Below are 20,290 nucleotides of genomic sequence, written 5' to 3'. Positions count from 1 at the left end.
ATATATTTTATTAAATTTTAAACTAATTTTAAAAATATAAAAGATTAGAGTTTTAAGTGTTTTTTATTAGCAAAGCAAATAAAATTATAATTAAAATTGTAAAAATAACATTAAAAAATGTAAGTAGTAAATATATATATCATATACAAAATGTGGCGAATTTTTAAAATACTTGATTGTAATATCGTTAAAGTTTTATAATGGAATTTAAAGAGCTTTTAAAGTATAAAAACTAATGCACGAAAAATATGTATAATCGTTATTAAATTTTACAAAATAGGTAAAATTAAATTAATCTTATTAAGTCCTTAAAATCATATTTTAATGATATTTTATGCAGTTTGAGTTTCGCAAAAATAATATTAAGTCAAGCTTAAGCAATATATTCCATAAAAATTCATCTAACTTTAGCGAGTAAAAAAATTCTTGGCTTTAAATATTTTTATCTATAATTTAAAGCTAATAGTAAGTTTTTATTATCACAATTTTAAAATGTTGCAATGGTTGAGAATGTGGATTTACAAGGCAAATATTTGCTTTGTAATTTTTTCTGTTTTCATTTAATAAATTTAAAAATTAATAGATTTTTTCTATTCAAAAACTTATTCTGATTTATTTTTACTTAGAAGGGGACGGATACAAACTTCATTTAGTTATTCTCGTATCCTTATTACATAATTAGTCATTATCTTTGTTTTAACATAATCTAGGTTTTTCTAACCTTTATACTTACTTATATTTATAAAAATCAAGGTAGGTTTCTTAACAGCAGTTTTTATATTCTAGTTGTTATTTCATTTATTTTGATGTTAAATATTATGGAATTTAAAATAAGAATTTGTATTTGAAATTTATAATTTAAATTTCATAATTTAATATGAAAAATTACTAATAAAAGCTATTTAAAATACTATTAATTGTGTATATTTTAAATTCTAATATTTTAGATTTTACAAATAAGTTTAGTTTTAAAATTTAGAATTTAAAATGAGAATTTGATTTTTAATACAGATTATATTTGTGCTACTTTTATTAGTTGTAATACCTTTAAAACTCTTAATAACTTAGATTTAAATTTTAAAGATTTTATCTACAATACTAAAAACATTATAAAATATTTTATCATCTATGATTGAAACTTTTTTATTAATACCCTTTGCGTTTAATAATTCTATTAATTTTTCTAAATCATCTGGATTAAGCAATTCGGTGTTTATAATGCTGCTAAAGAATTTGTTTTTATAAGATAGATGCAAAATCTTGTGTGATGAAAATCTAGTTTTTAAATATTCGAAATAATATTCTTTTAAATTATCATAATATATCCTTGTTTTACTAAAAAGCCTAATGATTTCAAAATACTCATCATAACAGATAATTTTTCTTATCATAAGTGGAAAAAGCATAAAACGAAAATGGTGAGGAAGGGCAAATAAAACAAATAGCAATATCACTAAATAACCATCATTAAAATACAAAGAACAAGCAAAAATTAAAATGATAAACAAGCATACAATAACATTAGGAAATAATAAAAATAGTGATTTATATATAGAAAACAATAAGCTTTTTTTAAGATTTACTATCAGAATTATTTCTTTATCATTTTGCATAATATAAGCCTTTTTTTGATAATTTAAGATTACATTATTTTAGCAATTAAATTAGTTAGCTTTAACACTAATTAAAATATATTTAAACTAAATTCTTATTTTCAATTATATAATGTTTTAATTTTTATGCTATTAAAATTGGGCTTTAATTAATGAGTAAATTGCGAGAAAATCTCGCAATTTTTTATTTAAAGTTTAGATTTTTTACATCCTCATCAACTTTTTTCATAGTTTCTGTTGGTAGAGAACCTGTTGGTGGTTTGTGATCTAGCTTTAGAGGTGCTGCTGGAATTGTTGCTGTTTTTGTTAATTCAATTTTAATTCCATAAGGAGCTAACGCATTTGCTAACTCTACTTGTCCTTCTCTAGCTACTTCTTTACATTGACCTATAATTCTCATAAATTCTTGTGGTGAGTGGAAGCCATAGCTATTTTCACTAAATGATACGTCCCATCTAATATGTGCTTTTCTATGAGCATATTGTGCTTTTTCTATAACTTTTGAAATAGCATCATCTCTTGCTTTATCTTCAAGATTTGCAAATTCAGGAAGTTTTGCTAATTCTTCACGAGCTGTTTTTATATCAGCAATTAATGCTAATAAGTTATTTTCACAACCTCTAAGCTCATAAGCGTGGCGATTTTGAATAAAGCTAATTCTATCTTTTAATACTTGTTCGCTTTGTGGATGGCAAGTTTTGCAAGCTGCATTTATATCAGCTAATGGAGATAGTATATTGTGATTAGTTACTTTGTTTGCTCCATCTCTTTTGTATGGCATATGACAATCTGCACAAGTTACACCACTTCTATAATGTAAAGAGCTTGAATACATTTCAGCTTCTGGGTGTTGCATTTTAATTATTTTTGTTTTTGTATCTTTTTGAATGTAATCATATGGGAATTCGCCATTTGCAAATTTTTCATCATAGTATTCATCAAAATTCTCTATTTTAAATGCTTCATCTTTTTTCCATTTTGTCCATGGGAATGTTAAAGTGCTATCTTTACCTTCAAAATAATACTCAACGTGGCATTGCATACAAACATAATTTCTCATTTCTTTTCTACTAGCTTTGATACCACTTTTAGCGTCTGCTTCATAGCCTCTTAAAACCATAGCATTAACAAAAGCAGGGCGAGTTACACGAAGGCTCATATCATCTGGGTTATGACAATCTGCACAGGTTGATCCCATATGAGAGCCGTGAATTCCATCTCCGTATTTTTCTTCTACTTTTTTCATAACATCAAAATAAGGCATTTTATTCATATTTGTCCAAGCTTCTTTCATAGCTTCGCCTTTTTCACCAAATGCGTCAAAAAATCCCATTTTCTTTGCACCCATTACTTCAGTTTTACCCAGCATAAAACTTGGGCTTAATTTATCACTTTTATAAATAGCAGTTAAAAATCCAGTATGGCAATTTACACAAGCACCAGGCTGACCTTTAAATGCAGGTAATCCGTGAGCATTTAGATATTCTTTATTGTTTCTTTTTGTTTCCATTTGGTCAATTTGTGAGTAATAGTGAGTTCTTGGTTTAGAATAATCAACCGCAAAAGCATATCCATTCCAAAATGTTGTTGCAGCCGGCCAGCGAATAATCTTACTATAAGGTAAGCTTCCACCAAATGGTGTTTCAATATACTCATCTTTCATTTGTAAATAACCATCTAATTGAGCTGGGAAATTTCTACCCCATTTTGCAAAATCTGGTTCTTCATCACTAATTTCAAAAGTTTTTAATGGTTGAGTTTTACTTTCACCTTTATGTTCTGCAATGTTTGTATTAAGTGCAAATAAGCCTGCACCACCTAAAGCAGCTACCACAATAGCCGCAACATAAACTGATTTTGACATATTTTCTCCTTTTAATTATGTAAATGACCTATTGTTCTATGACAGCTAAGGCAATCAAGTGGCTCGCTATTTAATTTTGTCGTTGCATTGATTGCATTATGTGCGTAGTCTTTATGACAAGTCGCACAATTGCGATTAACATCTTCGTGTGTCATTTCGGTAGGTTCTAAATTAGGTGGATTTCCTCCTACTGTAAAATAATAGCCGTGTTTTAATCCGTGATAAGCTTTTTTAGTCCAATAAGCTACCACATCACCTTGAGGTAAATGACAATCTACGCAACCTGCATTGCTTGAATGCTCACCTTTTGCCCAACTATCATAAACATCTGTCATAATATGACATTTACTACAGGCTTCAGGTTTAGAAGTCATCATTAAAAAGCCATCTGCTATTATAAAAGTATAAATTCCACCACCAATAAAAATCCCAATTACTATGCAAAGGGCTAATAAAAGTTTGTTTGTTGGTTTTTTCATTTATACACCTTGTGAAAATTTGAAACACTACTTTAATATAAAAAAGCTTAAAAATAATTGATGGCAATTAATATATTTTTTTAAATTTAATTTAATTTTTAAATATTTTATATTATTTTATGAATGTTTTTTCAATTTTTATTGAATTAAGAATTTTAAGTTAATTTAATGTTGATAATATTTATGCGCTTTACTTTAAAAAAAATATTAATCTTAATCAATAAGATTTTAAAGCAAATAATCTAATCTATTTTTACATTATTATTATAAGGAGAATAAATGCAAAGACGAGATTTTTTAAAGAGCACAGCAGTTGCAAGTGCAGCAGCTTGCATAAATCCTACTATTGCTTTAGCAAAAGATGAAACAAGTGAATGGACTTGGGATAAAGCAGTTTGTAGATTTTGTGGAACTGGCTGTGGTATTATGGTTGCTACTAAAAATGGCAAAATTGTAGCTACTAAGGGCGACCCTGAAGCACCTGTAAATCGTGGTTTAAATTGTATTAAAGGATATTTTAATGCAAAAATTATGTATGGAGAAGACAGACTTGTAACGCCTTTATTAAGAGTAAATGCTAAGGGCGAATTTGATAAGAACGGAAAATTTGCTCCAGTATCTTGGAAAAGAGCTTTTGATGAGATGGAAAAACATATGAAAAAAGCTTTAAAAGAACAAGGTGTAAATGGTATAGGAATGTTTGCAAGTGGTCAGCATACTATTCAAGAAGGATATGCTGCTTCAAAATTATTTAAAGCTGGTTTTAGAAGCAATAATATAGACCCAAATGCTAGACATTGTATGGCAAGTGCTGTTATTGGCTTTATGCAAACATTTGGTATTGATGAGCCTGCAGGTTGCTATGATGATATTGAACTTACTGATACTATTATTTGTTGGGGTTCAAATATGGCTGAAATGCACCCAATTTTATGGAGCCGTGTAAGTGATAGAAAATTAAGAGACCCTGAAAAAGTAAAAATTGTAAATCTTTCAACCTATACAACAAGAACTAGCGACATTGCTGATATGGAACTTATATTTACTCCAAGTTCTGATATTGCAATATGGAATTATATTGCTAGAGAAATTGTATATAACAATCCAAAAGCAATTGATTGGGAATTTGTAAAAAATCATTGTGTATTTACAACAGGATTTGCTGATATTGGATATGGAATGAGAAATAATCCAAATCATCCAAGCTTTAGCGAAGCTGAAAAAGATACCGTAGCTAAAGAAAATGCAATCACTTTAGATAAAGATGAAGCAATAGCGTTAAGTCATTTAGGTGTAAAAGATGGCGAAAAATTTGAAATGAAACATCAAGCTCAAGCAGCACTTAACTGGCAAATTCAATTTGAAGATTTCAAAAAAGCACTTGAACCTTATACATTAGATTATGTTGCAAGCGTAGCTAAAGGAAATCCTGATGAAGATATAGAAGAATTTAAGAAAAAATTAAAAGCATTAGCTGATTTATATATTGAAAAAAGTAGAAAGGTAGTAAGCTTTTGGACTATGGGCTTTAACCAACATACTCGTGGTAGTTGGGTAAATGAACTTGCATACACTGTGCATTTATTAGTAGGAAAACAAGCAAAACCAGGTGATGGAGCATTTTCTTTAACAGGTCAGCCAAGTGCTTGTGGAACAGCAAGAGAAGTTGGAACTTTCGCACACCGCTTACCTGCTGATTGGGTTGTAGCAAATCCTAAACATAGAGCTAAAAGTGAAGAACTTTGGAAAGTTCCTGAAGGAACAATTAATGGTGTTCAAGGAAATCACTTTATGCAAATGATGAGAAATCTTGAAGATGGAAAACAAAAATTCGCATGGGTTATGGTAAATAATCCTTGGCAAAATACTGCAAATGCAAATCACTGGATAAAAGCTGCTAGAGAAAAAGATAATTTTATAGTAGTAAGTGATTGCTATCCTGGAATTAGTGCAAAAGTTGCGGATTTAATTTTACCTACAGCTATGATTTATGAAAAATGGGGAGCTTACGGAAACGCAGAAAGAAGAACTCAACATTGGAGACAACAAGTATTGCCAGTTGGCGAAGCTATGAGTGATTTATGGCAATTATTAGAGCTTAGCAAACGCTTTAAATTAAGCGAAGTTTGGAATGAAGTAAAAATTGATGAAAAGACAACATTACCAAGCGTATTAGAAAAAGCTAAAGAAATGGGATATAAAGAAGATGATACTTTATATGATGTTTTATTTGCTAATAAAGAATGTAAAGAAATTTCATTAGATGATAGTGAAAGTTTAAAAGATTGGTTAAATAGCGAAGTTAAAGGCGATAGTAGAAATGTAAAAGGTAGTGATGGCAATGTATTTAAAGGCTATAATTTCTTTATTCAAAAATATTTATGGGAAGAATATAGAAAATTCGGAGCTGGTCACGGACACGATTTAGCTAGTTTTGAAACTTATCATAAGGTAAGGGGCTTAAGATGGCCTGTTGTTGATGGTAAAGAAACTCAATGGAGATTTAATACAAAATATGATGTATATGCTAAAAAAGCAAATCCTGAAGGTGATTTTGCATTCTATGGGGATTTTGATAAATCAATTAAAAGTGGTGATTTAGTAAAACCAACAAGCGAAGAAGCAACAGCAATTACAAATAAAGCTAAGATTTTCTTTAGACCATTTATGAAAGCACCTGAAAGACCATCTGAAGAATATCCATTCTGGTTATGTACTGGTAGGGTTTTAGAGCATTGGCATAGTGGAACAATGACAATGAGAGTTCCTGAATTATTCCGTGCAGTTCCTGAAGCTATGTGTTATATTCACCCAGAAGATGCTAAAGCTTTAGGAGTTGAGCAAAGAGAATTAGTATGGATAGAATCTCGCCGTGGAAAAGTTAAAGCTCGTATTGATATGCGTGGAAGAAATAAACCACCAAGAGGTCTTGTTTATGTTCCTTGGTTTGATGAGAATGTTTATATTAATAAAGTTACATTAGATGCAACTTGTCCAATTTCAAAACAAACTGATTTTAAAAAGTGTGCAGTAAAAATAACTAAGGCGTAATATTTATGAGAAGGCAATTTTTTACAAATACTATAAAGATTTTAGCAGTTGGTGTTGGAACTTTTAGTATATTCAAACTAAACGATACACCAAAAAGTGAAAGCAAAATTGAGTTAAAGAAAGGTTTTTTCTTACGCCCACCAGGAGTTGTTAGTGAAAAACATTTTTTGGCTAATTGCATTCGTTGTGCTAAATGTGTAAAAGCTTGCCCTTATAATACTTTAAGTTTAGCTAAGATAGGGGAATTTGCTAGTTTAGGAACTCCTAAATTTAGTGCAAATGAAATTCCTTGTTATTTATGCGATGATTTGCCTTGTATTAAGGCTTGTCCGACAGATGCGCTAGATAAAAGTATTGATAAAATTTCTTTAGTAAATATTGGTCGTGCAATAGTAGATGAAAGCTCTTGTGTAGCTCATTTTGGAATTCAATGTGATGCTTGCTATAGGGCGTGTCCTTTTATAGATAAAGCTTTAAAGCTTGAATATAAAAGAAATGAGCGAACTAAAAAACATGCAATGTTAGTGCCTAAGGTTGATTATGATTATTGTGTGGGTTGTGGTTTATGTGAAAAAGTTTGTATTACTAAAAAGCCAGCTATTGTTATTTTGCCTACTAGTTTTATATTGGGTGAGAGAAATGATAATTATGTTAAAGGCTGGGTTAGTGGTGATGATGAAAGATTAAAACACATAGATACTAGCAAAAAACACGATGAGAAAAAAGCTATAAATTACCTAAATGATGGAGAATTTTAATGAAGATATTAAAAAATAAATATTTGATTTTAAGAAGATTTATCCAATTAGGACTTTTAGTTTTATTTATATTACCTAGTGCTGATTTTATTTTAAAAGGAAATCTTAGCTCTTCGCTATTATTTAATAGTATTAGCTTAAGCGACCCTTTTGCGTATTTGCAAATATTTTTAGCAATTTTTACTCTTAATGTGGGATTATTTATATCTGCATTTTTAGTTTTTATTATTTATGCTTTATTTTTGGGTCGCGTATTTTGTTCTTTTGTTTGTCCTGTTAATTTGATTACAAATTTAGCAGATTTTATCAAGCAAAACACAAGTTTTAAAAGCTCTAAGCTGACTAATTTTAAACAAAACACTAGATATTTTATATTATTTAGTATTTTGATTTTGTGTTTGATAGCAAATGAGCCAGTATTTGAAAAGTATTCTCATATAGGAATAATTACTAGGGGAATAATTTTTATGCAAACTTCGGCTATATTTGTTGCAATTATTATATTTTTACTTGATTTATTTGTGCAAAGGAATTTAGTTTGTTCGCATCTTTGTCCATTAGGTGCTTTTTATAGTTTAATTTCAAAATTTGCTATGTTAAAAGTAAGTTATGATTTAAATAAATGCACTAAATGTATGAAATGCAAAATGATTTGTCCAGAAGCTCAAGTATTATCACTTATTACAAAATATAGTGGTAATGTTAGCAATAGTGAGTGCATTAAGTGTGCTAGATGTATTGAAGTATGCGATGATGATGCACTTAATTTTAATTTAATTAATTTTTTGAAAGGAAAAAAATGAAAAAAATATTTTTAAGTTTAGCTGCTAGTAGTTTGTTGATTGCTGCTAGTGTGAGTGATACTGAAATTGGTTTAAGAAAACATTCACTAAACGATGAAACAAAATTAGAAATCAAGAATTTTACATACTCTGAAAAAGAAGCTGGAGAAGCAGAGCGTTTTGAAAGAGCTTATTTAAATGCTCCACCACAAATTCCACACAATGTAGAAGATTTTTTACCAATTACTCAAGATAATAATATGTGTCTTAGCTGTCATGATTTAGGTGCTGATAATGAGCGTATAAAGCTTAGTATTGAAGAAGCAACTCCTATGCCAGCAAGCCATTATTATGATTTAAGAAATGAGAAAAAACTTGATTCTATATCTCAAGCAAGATATAACTGCGTTCAATGCCACGCACCACAAGCAAATATTGATAGTGGAATCAAAAACACATTTAAACCTGATTTTAGAAATGATGAATTAGGCAAACATCGTTCAAATTTACTTGATGTAATAAATGAAGGATTAAAGTGAAAAAATTGCTATTATTTATAGCTAGTTTAGGTTTAGCAAGTGAGCTAAACCTAAATGAATTAGAATATTTAGAATATGATTGTTATATAAACTATATTAATAATGAATTTGTGGCGTGTGGCAATGATATTTATAAAAATAATGATAAGGTTTTAAGCCTTGATGATAATATTATTTTTATTGATGATTACGATAGTAGCATTTTAGCAATTAGCTCAAAAGATGGATTAAAGACTTTAAACATTTATAAAGATAATAAATTATTGAAATTTAAAATCTCAAGCGATATTAATAAGGCATTTTTATATAAAGATAAAATAATTCTTACTTCTTTAGGAAGCGAACTAATCATAAGAGATTTATCATTTAACTTAATAAAAAAAGTTCATTTTTCAAATGCAAGCATAAATGCTGCAAGTATTAATAAAGAAAAGGCAAAAATTGCTTTAGGATTTGAAAGTGGAAAAATAGTTGTTTATGATTTAAATTCTAATGATTTTATAAGCAAGGAAGTTCATAAAGATAATATTTATAATGTAGATTATAAAAAAGATAATATTATTTCTTGCTCAACTGATAGAAAAGTTATAATTAATGATGATCAATTAAATGAAATTACTAATATAGAAAGTGATAATTTAGTTTATAATTGCGCTTTAAGTGATAATTTAAACTTTGCTTATTCTTGCGATTTAGAAAATAATATTTGTATAGGTAAGGATAAAATAAATATAGGTAATTTATATCTTAATTCAATATTATTTGATAAAAATACATTAAAGCTCAATGCTTATTCAAAAATTTTATACAAAAAGGATTTTTAATGATTTCATCTTTAGTAGTTATTGCAAATGAAGAATTTGAAAACGAAATAAAAAATATAAAAGATGCCAACATAGAGCAAGTAATTGATAAAAAATTTATCGTTTTAATTGAAGCTAGTGATTTTGACAATACTTTAGCAACTTTTAATGCCATTAAGCGATTAGATAGTGTTATAGATGTTAATATGGCTTTTAGTGAAGCTAGTGAATTTGATTTAGAAATTAACGCTCAAAAAATAGCAGATAAAGTAAATGCTTTAGGCAATGCAGAGAATATTGAGTATTATGGAAACATTTATAATAAATATTAATAATTTAACTCGTAATTTTTTTATATTTTTATCTTTTAATATAAAATTCTTATAAGTATTATAATTTTAGATTATAATACTTACTCACATTTTTAATTAGATTAAAAAATTAATTTATTTTTAAGGAGAAGCTATGAATAAGCTTTTATGGATAGTTGTTGCTATTCTTGGAGCATTTTGTATGGGCGTTATTGCTTTAAATAATGGCGAAACAATAAATGCTGCTTGGATAGTTGTAGCTGCTGTTTGTATTTATACAATCGGCTATAGATTTTATGCTTTGTTTATAGAAACTAAGCTTTGCGGCGTTGATGCTACTAAGATTACTCCTGCTGTAGCACTTAACGATGGAAAAGACTTTGTTCCTACAAACAAATATGTTTTATTTGGCCATCACTTTGCTGCAATTGCAGGTGCAGGACCACTTGTTGGACCAATCCTAGCAGCTCAAATGGGATATTTGCCTAGTGTATTATGGATATTAATTGGTGGCGTTTTAGTTGGTAGCGTGCATGATTTTGTTGTGCTTTTTGTATCAAGCAGACGCGGTGGAAAAAGTCTTGGCGAAATGATTAAAGACGAGATGGGGAATTTCGTTGGTGTTGTTTCTATGATAGGAATTTTTCTTATTATGCTAATTATCATTGCTATTTTAGCTATGGTTGTTGTAAAAGCTTTAGCACATTCTCCTTGGGGGACATTTACAATAGCTTCAACAATTCCTATTGCTATTTTTATGGGAATTTATATGAGATTTATTCGCCCAGGTGCAGTCGGAGAAGCTAGTATAATTGGCTTTGTTTTACTTATGATAGCTTTATATTTAGGAAAAGTTGTAGCAAACGACCCTGATTTAGCAAGACATTTTGATTTTAGCGTTCTTGAACTTAGCTTTATAATGATGGGCTATGGAATGATAGCTGCGATTTTACCGGTTTGGTTTTTACTTGCACCAAGAGATTATCTTTCAACATTTTTAAAAATCGGTGTAATTTTGATAATGGCTATTTGTGTTGTTTTAGTTTCTCCTGAAATTAAAATGGCAAAAGTTACACATTTTATAGATGGCACAGGTCCTGTTTTTGCGGGTGGATTATTTCCATTTTTATTCATAAATATTGCTTGTGGGGCGATTTCAGGCTTTCACGCATTAATTTCTAGTGGAACAAGTCCAAAAATGCTAGAAAATGAAACACAAGCAAAAATGGTAGGTTATGGCTCAATGTTAATGGAGAGTGCAGTTGCTATTATGGCTTTAATTGCTGCTTGCATACTTCAACCTGGAGTATATTTTGCAATAAATTCAGCACCAGCAATTATAGGCACGACACTTGAGAGTGCGAGTGCAGCTATTAGTGCTTGGGGATTTAGCGTAACTCCTGCTGATATTCAAACACTTGCTAATGATATAGGTGAGAGCACTATATTAAGTAGAACAGGTGGAGCACCTACATTTGCAATAGGCTTATCATTAATTATTCACGAGCTAATCGGTGGAAAGGAAATGATGGCATTTTGGTATCACTTCGCTATTTTATTTGAAGCATTATTTATCTTAACAGCAGTTGATGCGGGAACTAGAACTTGTAGATTTATGGTTCAAGATATGTTAGGAAATGTTTATAAGCCACTTGCAAACACAAGTAATTTAGGAGCAAATATATTCGCTACTTTAATTTGTGTTGCTGGATGGGGCTGGTTCTTATATGGTGGTGCGATTGACCCACTTGGCGGAATTTATTCACTTTGGTCGCTTTTTGGTGTATCAAATCAACTTTTAGCAGTAGTTGCTATGTTTTTATGTGGCTCTGTATTTATTAAAATGGGAAAAAGAAAGTATATCTTAGCTATTGTTTTACCTGCGCTTTTTGTAATCTCAACTACATTTACAGCAGGTATTGCAAAGGTATTGCCACAAAGTGAAAGTAAAATCGCAAACTCAATTTCTCACGTAGCAACAGCTCAAATTAATTTTGCTAAAGCTGATGAACTATTAGTAAAAATTAATGCAGGAGATAATAGTGAAGCAACTTTAAAAGAATTTAATAAAGCTAAACAAGTAGCACATTCTAATGTAGTAAATGCTATTTTAACGATTTTCTTCTTATTAGTTACCATAATAGTTGGAATTAAATTCGTTCTAATTTGGAAAGAAAGTTATTCTAATAGGTTTAGCATTCCACTTAAAGAAGTGGTTTATGAAAAAGCAGCTTCGTGAGTTTTTTTACGCAATGCTTGGAGCACCTGATTATGAAAAATATTTAGAGCATTTTAAGAAAATGCACCCTGATAAAACTCCTTTAACTAAAAAGGAGTTTTTCATAGAACAAACAAGCAAGCGTAAAACAAAATGCTGATAAAGATAAGTAGCTAGTTAGCTAATACAAATTATCTTTATTAGCAAATATTTTTTATCTTTTTTTTATAATTTTATTTTTAAAAATCTTGAATAATTATTAAATAATTTTAATCCATTAACTTCTTGTTAGCGGGGGGGGGTATTACAATAGCTCTTTTATTTAATCAAAGGAGTCATTATGGACAAAAGTTCTTATTTAATGTTGCTTGATAATAAAATATCAAGCGAGCAAAAGTTTATGCTAAGCAATAAACTTGACAGCTTAAGTGAAGAGAAATTCAAAAATCTTTCTTGTATTAATTACAAACACCCTATATTGGCAATGAATTTAGGGTTTTTCTTCGGGATATTAGGTATTGATAGGTTTTATCAAGGTAATAGGTCTTTAGGTTTTTTAAAATTAGGAATATTTTTAATAGGCTTAATTAGTGTATTTCTTTTTATAGGGATATTTATTTTATGGGCTTTATATATTTATGTTTTAATAGATATTTATTTTGTATATAAAGCAATTCAACAAAGTAATTATCAAAAAATTTTACAAGCTATAGGCTAAGTAATAATTGGTTTTCAATACCAAATAACGGCAAAATTAGTGCAAAAGATAATAGCAAAGAACAGAATTATTAAAAGCTAAATAATTTGTAAGATTAAATATTGCAAAGTTATTTTGCCTATATTTTGCCTTTAATCCATTTTAAAATTAAAAATAAAGAAAATAAAATTAAAGGAAAAAATGAAAAAAAAGAAAAATATCGGTATTGGTGTTATTGTAGGTTTAATAGCTGCTAGTTTATTTAGCACTAAGGTATTTGCTTTTATGTTGTATTTAAAGAATCCTAATAATCCTTATAACTCGTTGAAAAATATTGAAGCAACAATTAACTTAGTAAAAAGTGTAGGGGAATTTGATAAATTTATATCGCAAGAGCGTTTGGCATTAGAACTATATGCTTCTTATGGTTTAACTTTTATCTTAGGATTTGCAATAGCGTTAATAGCATTATATTTTGTACAAAAAGCTAAGAATAAAAATAAAATACAAAACTGATTTAATATTTTTATCTTAAAGTTATAAAAACATTAAGCTCTGTTATTTTTATAATAAAGCTTAATGTATAAATAAAAATTAAAATTATGATTAGACTAATTTTTTAAATACTAGAATTTAAAATCATCAAGAAGTTAAAATTAGAAAGCGTAAAATAATAACAAAAAAGCTATTTTATGGCTAATCGATTAAAATTTTTAATAAATCATAAGCTATATAAATCATTATTAGGCTAGTTAATATTTCTATAAAAAAATATATTTTTTTATTTAAAAGTATTTTACTAATTTTACTAACTCCTAATCCTAAAGAAAAAAACCACAAAAAAGAAGCACATACACCACCTAAGAAAAATAATATCCTTTCATTTTGTTGAATATTTATAGCGTTTGCTCCAACTAAAAATATGGTATCTAAATAAACATGTGGGTTTAGTAAAGTAATTGCTAAGGTTAAAATTATTGCTTTTTTTACACTTAATTTTTCATTATCATTTTGAAAATCACAATTAGTGTTCATAAAGGCTGATTTTAGTGAAATCATCGCATAAGTGATTAAAAATAATATACCTAAAATTGTAACTATTAAACTTATTGTTTCGTTTTTTAATAATACTTTACCAACTCCAAATACTCCACAAGCAAGTAAAATAGCATCGCAAATAAAACAAATACTGCATATTAAAATTATATGATTTTTTAATATTGCTTGTTTTATTATAAACATATTTTGAGCTCCGATAGCAACAATTAATGATAATATTAATATAAAACCTTTTATAAAAACCATTGTAAAATCCTTTTAAAAATAATATTATATAAAAAAATAATTTTAAGGATTAATATGAAAAAACCAACAAAAGCACAAATGCAATTAATTAAAAAATTACCATTTAAATACCAAATAATTGCTTTAATTATTTTTTTAGTAGTTGCAAATTTTTCTTATTTTACTTCTTTTACTAAAGAGTATTCACTAGAAAAAGTAAGTGATGGAGATACTATAGTTTTGCTTAGCAAAGGAGAAAAAATCAAAGTGAGATTTTATGGTATAGACGCACCTGAAAGCGCTCAAGAATACGGGCAATTTTGTAAAAATATGCTAAGTGATTTTCTTAAAAATAAAGATATTAAGTTAGAGATTAAAGACAAAGATAAATATGGACGGGTTGTAGGTATTGTCTATGCTAATGGCGAAGATATAAATAAAGCAATGGTAAGAAATGGTTGTGCGTGGTCGTATCAAAACTATACGAAAAAATATTTAGATGATGAAAAATACGCAAGAGCCAATAAATTAGGATTATGGCAAGGTAAAAATCCACAAAATCCAAGAGAATTTAGATTAGAGCATAAAAGAGATTGATTAGCAAATATTTTATGTTATCTTTAGATTTTATTTTAACTTAAGGAGAAAGCTATGGGATTTTTTGATAAACTCAAAGCAGCTTGTGGTATTCCTGATTATGAAGCTTATTTAAGAGAACATAAGGAAAAATACCCAAATGAAGAGCCTTTAAGCAAAGAAGAATTTTTAAAGCGTGAGAAAGAGCGTTTAAATTCTAATTGTGCTTGAGGTTAATTAAGAAGCAAGTTTGCTTATACAAGATTAAGGACAAGCAATGTTTAAAAAGCTTAAAGCATTTTTTAAAACAAAAACTCAAAGCTATGAAAAATACTTAGCTGAATGTGAAAAAACAGGCGAAAAGCCAAAAAGCGAAGAAGAATTTAAAACGATTAAAAAAAGTTGTTGATTATTTAAAAGAAGCTAGTTTAGTTTTACAAGTTAATTTAAAATAATTCCTATTTTAAAATTAAAATAGGAATTTAAAATATTAAAATCTTCTAAAAATTGTTGCTAAAATCCCACCTGAAATATTGTGCCATACGCTAAATAAAGCAGCCACAACAGCAGCTAAAGGATAAGCAGCAAAATGAGTAGTTGCTAGTGAAGCAGCTAAGCCTGAGTTTTGCATTCCTACTTCTATTGCTAGAGTTTTTTGTTTTGCTAATTCTAATTTAAAGATTTTTCCCGCAAAAAAGCCTAAAAGATAGCCTAAGACATTATGAAGCATTACAACTACTAAAATAATGCCTAAATTATCTAAGATTTTTGTTGCGTTTGCACCAACTACACTCATTACTATAGCTACAATTCCAAAGGTTGAAATAAGTGGCAAAATATCTTGTAATTTTTCAGTAATTTTAGGTAAAAACTTATGAGCTAAAACACCTAATAAAATAGGAATAATAATCACTTGAATAATGCTAACAAACATTGAAATAGCGTTAATATCAATGCTTTTTCCAACTAATAAATAAGTAATAAATGGAGTAATTATCGGAGCTAAAATCGTAGTGCAGCTTGTAATGCTAACTGATAAAGCAACATCAGCTTTTGCTAGGTAACTAATCACATTTGAGCTAGTGCCACCAGGACAAGCACCAACTAATGCAACACCTATTGCTAAAGCACTATCAAGTTTGAAAACAAAAATCAAAACAAAAGCTATAAAAGGCATTATTATAAATTGTGCAAAAATACCTATAATCACATCTTTAGGTCTTAAAAATAACTCCTTAAAATCACTAGCTCTAACGCTAAGCCCCATTCCAAACATAATAATTCCAAGCAAATAATTAACATAACTTGTCTTAATAATATTAGAAATACTTGGATAAAACAAAGCAAAAGCAGTGCAAACTAAAACCAAAATAGCTAAATTTTTTGAAATAAAATCGCTAATTTTTTTCATAAAATCTCCTTTAAAAAACACGAAATTTATTAAATTAAACTTTAAAGTAAATTAAAAATGAAAATTAGTTTTTTATTAGTTTTATTAATTATTCTTTTGATAACATAAAGGCAAAATCAAAGGTAGAAAATATGAAAAAAATAATAGTAGTAGATACTTTAAATGTGCTATTTCGCTCTTATTATGCGATGAGGAATTTAAAAAGTGCAAAAGATGAAAAACCAATAGGAATGATATTTGGTTTATTAAATTTTATGTTAAAAATTGTTGAAGAAATTGAATGTGATTATGTAGTTTTTGCACTTGATAGCTCGGGCGGGTCATTTAGAAAAGAGCTTTTGCCTGATTATAAGGCTAATAGAAAAGAATTAGAGCCTGAATTAAAAGAGCAAATTCCAGTATGTATCGAGCTTATTAAAAAATCAGGATTTTTATCAATAGAAATTCCTAATTATGAAGCTGATGATATTATTGCTAGTGTTAGTAAGTTTGCTAAGCAACAAGGCTTATTTACTAGCATTTATTCAACCGATAAAGACCTTTATCAATTGCTTGATGATAATAATACCGAGCTAATTGGTAAGAATTATGAGATTATAAATGAGTTAGCTTGTATTGAGAAATTTGGAGTTAAGCCTTATCAAATGCTTGATTATTTAACCTTAGTAGGCGATAGTGCTGATAATTTTAAAGGTATTCCTGGTATTGGACCAGTTGCTGCTAAAAAACTATTAAACGAATACGATAGCCTTGATAATGTATATAAAAATCTAAATGTATTAGGTAATAAAAGTTCTCAAAAAAAATTAGCCGAACATAAAGATGATGCAGTTTTATCTAAAAAATTAGCAAAATTAGTTGATGATTTGCCTTTAGGAGATTTTCTAAGCAAGGCTAGTAAGCCAAGTATTAATATATTTAATAATATTGAAGATGAATTAAGAGAATTTGAATTATTTAAATTCTTAAAATTTATAGATAAACAAAGCGAGATAAAAGAAGAAAAACAAGTAAGCTTAAAATATACAAAAACCTTATTAGATGATAAAGAAGAATTATTTAAGATTATAGACAATTTAGGAGATGAGGTTGGATTTGATACCGAAACAACAGGGCTTAATTATGATGATAAGATAGTTGGATTTTCGTTTTGCAATCAAGATAAAAGCTATTATGTTCCAATACTACATAAAAATGCAAAAAATATTGCTAAAGAAGATGCAATAAAAGCTATAAATAAGATATTTGAAAAAGTAATAATAGGTCATAATTTAAAATTTGATTTAAAAATGCTGAAAAATGATTTAGGTATTTCGTATCCAAAGAAATTTAAAGATAGTATGATAGCTGCTTGGCTACTTGATTCAAGTTCTAAATACTCACTTGATTATCTTGCTAAGGAGTATTTTGATTATACTTGTTTAGCTTATGAAGAAGTAGTTAAAAAGGGCGAAAATTTTAGCGATATTGATACCAAATTAGCTTGTGAATATGCAAGCGAAGATGCGTTTATAACTAAAGCAATTTATGAACACGCTTTTAAAAACTTAGATGATGAACGCAAAAAAGAATTTGATTTTGAATGTGAGTTTATTAAAGTTTTAATTTCTTTAGAAAATAATGGAATTACACTAAATAAAGAAAAATTATTAAATCTTCAAAATATATTAGAGCTTAATTTAAAAGAATTAGAAAATCAGATATTTAATATGGTTGGCTTAAGCTTTAATTTAAATTCTCCAAAGCAACTTAAAGAGATTTTATATGATAAATTAAAACTACCTGATAATTATAAAGGCTCAACTAATGAAGCAGCCTTACAAAGCATAGAGCATCCTATTGCTGAATTGATTTTAGAATATAGAACCGCTAGCAAAGTCCTTAGCACCTATGTTTTACCATTGCTTGAGTTAAATATAAATAATCAAGAAAATTTCAAAGTGCGTTCAAACTTTTTACAAACAGGCACAGCAACAGGAAGACTTAGTTCAAACAATCCAAATCTACAAAATATCCCTGCTAGAAGCAAATACGCAAGTTATTTAAAAGAAGCTTTTATCCCGCAAAAAGGTTATTCGTTTATTAGTCTTGATTATTCTCAAATTGAGCTTAGAATGTTGGCTCATTTTAGCCAAGATGAAAATTTATTAAAAGCATTTTTATTTGATGAAGACATTCATACAAGAACTGCTATTGAGATTTTTGGCACGAGCGATAAAGATAAAAGAAATTATGCAAAAAGCATAAATTTTGGTCTAATTTATGGAATGGGTGCTAGAAGGCTTAGTGAAGAGTTGAAAATACCATATAGCGATGCTAGTGATTATATTAAAAAATATTTTGCTTCTTTTAGTTTGATTAAAGAATATTTTGAAAATACAAAAAAGCAAACAAAAGACTTAGGTTATATCAAAACGCTTTTAGGTAGGAAAAGATTTTTCAAATATACAAATGATATTAAGATAAATAATGCAAACGATAGAGAATGTATAAATAGCATTTTGCAAGGTTCAGCAGCAGATTTAATTAAATTAGCTATGATTAAGATTTATCCATATTTGAGTGAAAATGCAAAATTGATATTGCAAATTCACGATGAATTAATTTTTGAAGTAAAAGATGAATATGTATTAGAATTTTCAAAAATAGCTCAAAATATAATGGAAAATGCTTATGGTTTAAAAGTTAAATTAAAAACGAGTTTGAGTGTTGGGAAAAGTTGGGATAAATTAAAATAAAGGGAAAGGTTATGGAAATAATATTTGCTTGGAATAAAGACTATGAAACAAATATTGATAATGTTGATAAGCAGCATTATTATTTAGTGCAATTAATCAATGAACTAGCTTTAAAATTAAGCGAAAAGAATTTAAATAAAAATGAGTTAGATGAAGCTTTTACTGGTATTTTAAACTATGCTAAAGAGCATTTTTCAGAAGAAGAAATGCTAATGCAAAATGTAAATATTTATAGTGATTTTTTTCAAGAGCATAAATTAAGTCATAAAATGTTTATAGAACAAACTAAGCAATTATATGATGATGTTGGAGATGGCACTAATAAAGAAGCTGTTAAGAGTTTGTTAGAGTTTTTGATTTCTTGGCTTGCTTTTCATATTTTAGGGATTGACCAAAATATGGCAAAACAAATAGAATTAATTAATCAAGGTCTTGAAGCTAAAGAGGCTTATGAGATAGTAGTTCAAAATGAAAATAAGCAAACAGCACCTTTAGTAAAAGCTCTTAGTAATCTTTTAAATGTTGTAGTTAAGAAAAATAGCGAATTATTAGAACTTAAAAGAAATCTTGAATTAAAAGTGAAAGAGAAAACAAGAGAATTAGCAGCAACAAATCAAACTTTAAGAAGTATAGCTTTAACAGATGTATTAACAAATTTGCCAAATAGAAGACATTTATTTGAAGTTTTAGAAGTTATTTTAAATGAAGCTAAGGAAAATTCGTTAATTACAAGTGGTTTAATGATTGATTTAGATAATTTTAAAGAAGTAAATGACACTTATGGACACGAAATGGGCGATAAGGTATTAAGAGAATTTTCGCAAACAATCAAAGAAACTATTAGAACTGATGATGTTTTAGCAAGACTTGGTGGAGATGAGTTTTTTGTTTTACTACCAAATACAGATATTGATGGTGCTATGTTATTAGCAAAAACACTTTTAAATGTTACTAGAAGTTTAAATATTCAAGTAGGAAATAAGTTAGATGATAGATGGAAAAGTAGTATTAGTATAGGAGTGGCTACAATTTTGCCGACTACTATTACAAATTCTAATGATTTTATGAAAAAAACCGATTTAGCAGTGTATGCTGCTAAAAATGCTGGCAAAAATTGCATAAAAGTATATAATGAAGAAATTTTAACTAAATGAATGTAATATTTT

At 28.1% G+C, this 20,290-nt stretch carries 20 protein-coding genes; 15 read left to right on the top strand and 5 right to left on the bottom strand.

Features of this window, described 5'->3' with window-relative positions:
* Positions 1-1,070: 1,070 nt before the first annotated feature.
* The 3 genes from AVBRAN12647_RS06780 to nrfH form a co-directional block, all read right to left on the bottom strand.
* Complete coding sequence (locus AVBRAN12647_RS06780) at positions 1,071-1,613, bottom strand: hypothetical protein (protein ID WP_336614901.1); 543 nt, start codon at positions 1,611-1,613, stop codon at positions 1,071-1,073.
* 184 nt (positions 1,614-1,797) lie between these two features.
* Positions 1,798-3,477: an ammonia-forming cytochrome c nitrite reductase subunit c552 gene (locus AVBRAN12647_RS06775; protein ID WP_336614900.1), complete on the bottom strand. Its 1,680-nt coding sequence runs from the start codon at positions 3,475-3,477 to the stop codon at positions 1,798-1,800.
* A gap of 11 nt (positions 3,478-3,488) precedes the next feature.
* The gene (nrfH, locus tag AVBRAN12647_RS06770) at positions 3,489-3,956 is read right to left on the bottom strand and encodes a cytochrome c nitrite reductase small subunit (protein ID WP_214118286.1); all 468 of its coding nucleotides are present in this window, start codon (positions 3,954-3,956) and stop codon (positions 3,489-3,491) included.
* A 279-nt stretch (positions 3,957-4,235) separates the two neighbouring features.
* Here nrfH and napA point away from each other — a divergent pair, with 279 nt between their 5' ends.
* From napA to AVBRAN12647_RS06720, 10 genes are all read left to right on the top strand, one after another.
* Positions 4,236-7,007, top strand: coding sequence for a periplasmic nitrate reductase subunit alpha (gene napA, locus AVBRAN12647_RS06765; protein ID WP_214118288.1), 2,772 nt, complete (start codon positions 4,236-4,238; stop codon positions 7,005-7,007).
* 5 nt (positions 7,008-7,012) lie between these two features.
* Positions 7,013-7,765 carry a ferredoxin-type protein NapG gene (gene napG / locus AVBRAN12647_RS06760; RefSeq protein ID WP_336614899.1) on the top strand — a complete coding sequence of 251 codons (753 nt, stop codon included), beginning with the start codon at positions 7,013-7,015 and terminating at the stop codon, positions 7,763-7,765.
* Positions 7,765-8,568: a quinol dehydrogenase ferredoxin subunit NapH gene (napH, locus tag AVBRAN12647_RS06755; RefSeq protein ID WP_336614898.1), complete on the top strand. Its 804-nt coding sequence runs from the start codon at positions 7,765-7,767 to the stop codon at positions 8,566-8,568. The genes napG and napH overlap by 1 nt, the downstream gene beginning before the upstream one ends.
* On the top strand, positions 8,565-9,086 hold the full coding sequence (locus AVBRAN12647_RS06750) for a nitrate reductase cytochrome c-type subunit (protein ID WP_336614897.1): 522 nt from the start codon (positions 8,565-8,567) through the stop codon (positions 9,084-9,086). Before napH ends, AVBRAN12647_RS06750 begins: the two co-directional genes overlap by 4 nt.
* Positions 9,083-9,910: a hypothetical protein gene (locus AVBRAN12647_RS06745; protein WP_336614896.1), complete on the top strand. Its 828-nt coding sequence runs from the start codon at positions 9,083-9,085 to the stop codon at positions 9,908-9,910. The genes AVBRAN12647_RS06750 and AVBRAN12647_RS06745 overlap by 4 nt, the downstream gene beginning before the upstream one ends.
* On the top strand, positions 9,910-10,221 hold the full coding sequence (locus tag AVBRAN12647_RS06740) for a chaperone NapD (RefSeq protein WP_214118302.1): 312 nt from the start codon (positions 9,910-9,912) through the stop codon (positions 10,219-10,221). Before AVBRAN12647_RS06745 ends, AVBRAN12647_RS06740 begins: the two co-directional genes overlap by 1 nt.
* A gap of 133 nt (positions 10,222-10,354) precedes the next feature.
* Positions 10,355-12,439 (top strand): carbon starvation CstA family protein, encoded by a 2,085-nt coding sequence (locus AVBRAN12647_RS06735; RefSeq protein ID WP_336608798.1) that lies wholly within the window; start codon positions 10,355-10,357, stop codon positions 12,437-12,439.
* Entirely contained in the window at positions 12,420-12,578 is a 159-nt protein-coding gene (locus AVBRAN12647_RS06730; RefSeq protein WP_214118306.1) for a CstA-like transporter-associated (seleno)protein, read from the top strand. Before AVBRAN12647_RS06735 ends, AVBRAN12647_RS06730 begins: the two co-directional genes overlap by 20 nt.
* 180 nt (positions 12,579-12,758) lie before the next feature.
* Positions 12,759-13,136 (top strand): NINE protein, encoded by a 378-nt coding sequence (locus AVBRAN12647_RS06725; RefSeq protein ID WP_214118308.1) that lies wholly within the window; start codon positions 12,759-12,761, stop codon positions 13,134-13,136.
* Between the two features lie 180 nt (positions 13,137-13,316).
* Positions 13,317-13,631 carry a hypothetical protein gene (locus AVBRAN12647_RS06720; RefSeq protein ID WP_336612761.1) on the top strand — a complete coding sequence of 105 codons (315 nt, stop codon included), beginning with the start codon at positions 13,317-13,319 and terminating at the stop codon, positions 13,629-13,631.
* Positions 13,632-13,811: 180 nt separating this feature from the next.
* Here AVBRAN12647_RS06720 and AVBRAN12647_RS06715 read toward each other — a convergent pair whose 3' ends face one another.
* A complete protein-coding gene (locus AVBRAN12647_RS06715) occupies positions 13,812-14,420 on the bottom strand; it encodes a LysE/ArgO family amino acid transporter (protein WP_336614895.1) in 609 nt (202 codons plus the stop codon).
* Positions 14,421-14,474: 54 nt separating this feature from the next.
* Here AVBRAN12647_RS06715 and AVBRAN12647_RS06710 point away from each other — a divergent pair, with 54 nt between their 5' ends.
* The 3 genes from AVBRAN12647_RS06710 to AVBRAN12647_RS06700 are packed head-to-tail and all read left to right on the top strand — an operon-like array spanning position 14,475 to position 15,384.
* Entirely contained in the window at positions 14,475-14,996 is a 522-nt protein-coding gene (locus AVBRAN12647_RS06710; RefSeq protein ID WP_250325170.1) for a thermonuclease family protein, read from the top strand.
* 54 nt (positions 14,997-15,050) lie between these two features.
* Positions 15,051-15,206 (top strand): CstA-like transporter-associated (seleno)protein, encoded by a 156-nt coding sequence (locus AVBRAN12647_RS06705; RefSeq protein WP_214118312.1) that lies wholly within the window; start codon positions 15,051-15,053, stop codon positions 15,204-15,206.
* Between the two features lie 46 nt (positions 15,207-15,252).
* Positions 15,253-15,384, top strand: a complete 132-nt coding sequence (locus AVBRAN12647_RS06700) for a hypothetical protein (RefSeq protein WP_275591981.1) — start codon at positions 15,253-15,255, stop codon at positions 15,382-15,384.
* Between the two features lie 81 nt (positions 15,385-15,465).
* Here the strand turns inward: AVBRAN12647_RS06700 and AVBRAN12647_RS06695 are convergent, their stop codons facing one another.
* Positions 15,466-16,386, bottom strand: coding sequence for a bile acid:sodium symporter family protein (locus AVBRAN12647_RS06695; RefSeq protein WP_336608796.1), 921 nt, complete (start codon positions 16,384-16,386; stop codon positions 15,466-15,468).
* Between the two features lie 131 nt (positions 16,387-16,517).
* Here AVBRAN12647_RS06695 and polA point away from each other — a divergent pair, with 131 nt between their 5' ends.
* Positions 16,518-19,124, top strand: coding sequence for a DNA polymerase I (gene polA, locus AVBRAN12647_RS06690; protein ID WP_336614894.1), 2,607 nt, complete (start codon positions 16,518-16,520; stop codon positions 19,122-19,124).
* Between the two features lie 11 nt (positions 19,125-19,135).
* Entirely contained in the window at positions 19,136-20,278 is a 1,143-nt protein-coding gene (locus AVBRAN12647_RS06685; RefSeq protein WP_336607412.1) for a GGDEF domain-containing protein, read from the top strand.
* Positions 20,279-20,290 lie beyond the last annotated feature (12 nt).

This window comes from Campylobacter sp. RM12647, assembly GCF_020138135.1.
GTDB lineage: Bacteria > Campylobacterota > Campylobacteria > Campylobacterales > Campylobacteraceae > Campylobacter_E.
The sequence above is the reverse complement of the archived record's forward strand: the minus strand, read 5'-3'. Positions and strand labels throughout refer to the sequence as shown.

Bases quoted from the DNA above. Each gene is read 5' to 3' on its own strand.
- AVBRAN12647_RS06780 (WP_336614901.1), bottom strand. From the start codon at position 1,613: ATGCAAAATGATAAAGAAATAATTCTGATAGTAAATCTTAAAAAAAGC.
- AVBRAN12647_RS06720 (WP_336612761.1), top strand. From the start codon at position 13,317: ATGAAAAAAAAGAAAAATATCGGTATTGGTGTTATTGTAGGTTTAATA.
- AVBRAN12647_RS06735 (WP_336608798.1), top strand. From the start codon at position 10,355: ATGAATAAGCTTTTATGGATAGTTGTTGCTATTCTTGGAGCATTTTGT.
- AVBRAN12647_RS06725 (WP_214118308.1), top strand. From the start codon at position 12,759: ATGGACAAAAGTTCTTATTTAATGTTGCTTGATAATAAAATATCAAGC.
- AVBRAN12647_RS06700 (WP_275591981.1), top strand. From the start codon at position 15,253: ATGTTTAAAAAGCTTAAAGCATTTTTTAAAACAAAAACTCAAAGCTAT.
- AVBRAN12647_RS06710 (WP_250325170.1), top strand. From the start codon at position 14,475: ATGAAAAAACCAACAAAAGCACAAATGCAATTAATTAAAAAATTACCA.
- napG (WP_336614899.1), top strand. From the start codon at position 7,013: ATGAGAAGGCAATTTTTTACAAATACTATAAAGATTTTAGCAGTTGGT.
- AVBRAN12647_RS06715 (WP_336614895.1), bottom strand. From the start codon at position 14,420: ATGGTTTTTATAAAAGGTTTTATATTAATATTATCATTAATTGTTGCT.
- napH (WP_336614898.1), top strand. From the start codon at position 7,765: ATGAAGATATTAAAAAATAAATATTTGATTTTAAGAAGATTTATCCAA.
- AVBRAN12647_RS06695 (WP_336608796.1), bottom strand. From the start codon at position 16,386: ATGAAAAAAATTAGCGATTTTATTTCAAAAAATTTAGCTATTTTGGTT.
- nrfH (WP_214118286.1), bottom strand. From the start codon at position 3,956: ATGAAAAAACCAACAAACAAACTTTTATTAGCCCTTTGCATAGTAATT.
- AVBRAN12647_RS06775 (WP_336614900.1), bottom strand. From the start codon at position 3,477: ATGTCAAAATCAGTTTATGTTGCGGCTATTGTGGTAGCTGCTTTAGGT.
- AVBRAN12647_RS06705 (WP_214118312.1), top strand. From the start codon at position 15,051: ATGGGATTTTTTGATAAACTCAAAGCAGCTTGTGGTATTCCTGATTAT.
- AVBRAN12647_RS06730 (WP_214118306.1), top strand. From the start codon at position 12,420: ATGAAAAAGCAGCTTCGTGAGTTTTTTTACGCAATGCTTGGAGCACCT.
- napA (WP_214118288.1), top strand. From the start codon at position 4,236: ATGCAAAGACGAGATTTTTTAAAGAGCACAGCAGTTGCAAGTGCAGCA.
- AVBRAN12647_RS06750 (WP_336614897.1), top strand. From the start codon at position 8,565: ATGAAAAAAATATTTTTAAGTTTAGCTGCTAGTAGTTTGTTGATTGCT.
- AVBRAN12647_RS06685 (WP_336607412.1), top strand. From the start codon at position 19,136: ATGGAAATAATATTTGCTTGGAATAAAGACTATGAAACAAATATTGAT.
- AVBRAN12647_RS06740 (WP_214118302.1), top strand. From the start codon at position 9,910: ATGATTTCATCTTTAGTAGTTATTGCAAATGAAGAATTTGAAAACGAA.
- polA (WP_336614894.1), top strand. From the start codon at position 16,518: ATGAAAAAAATAATAGTAGTAGATACTTTAAATGTGCTATTTCGCTCT.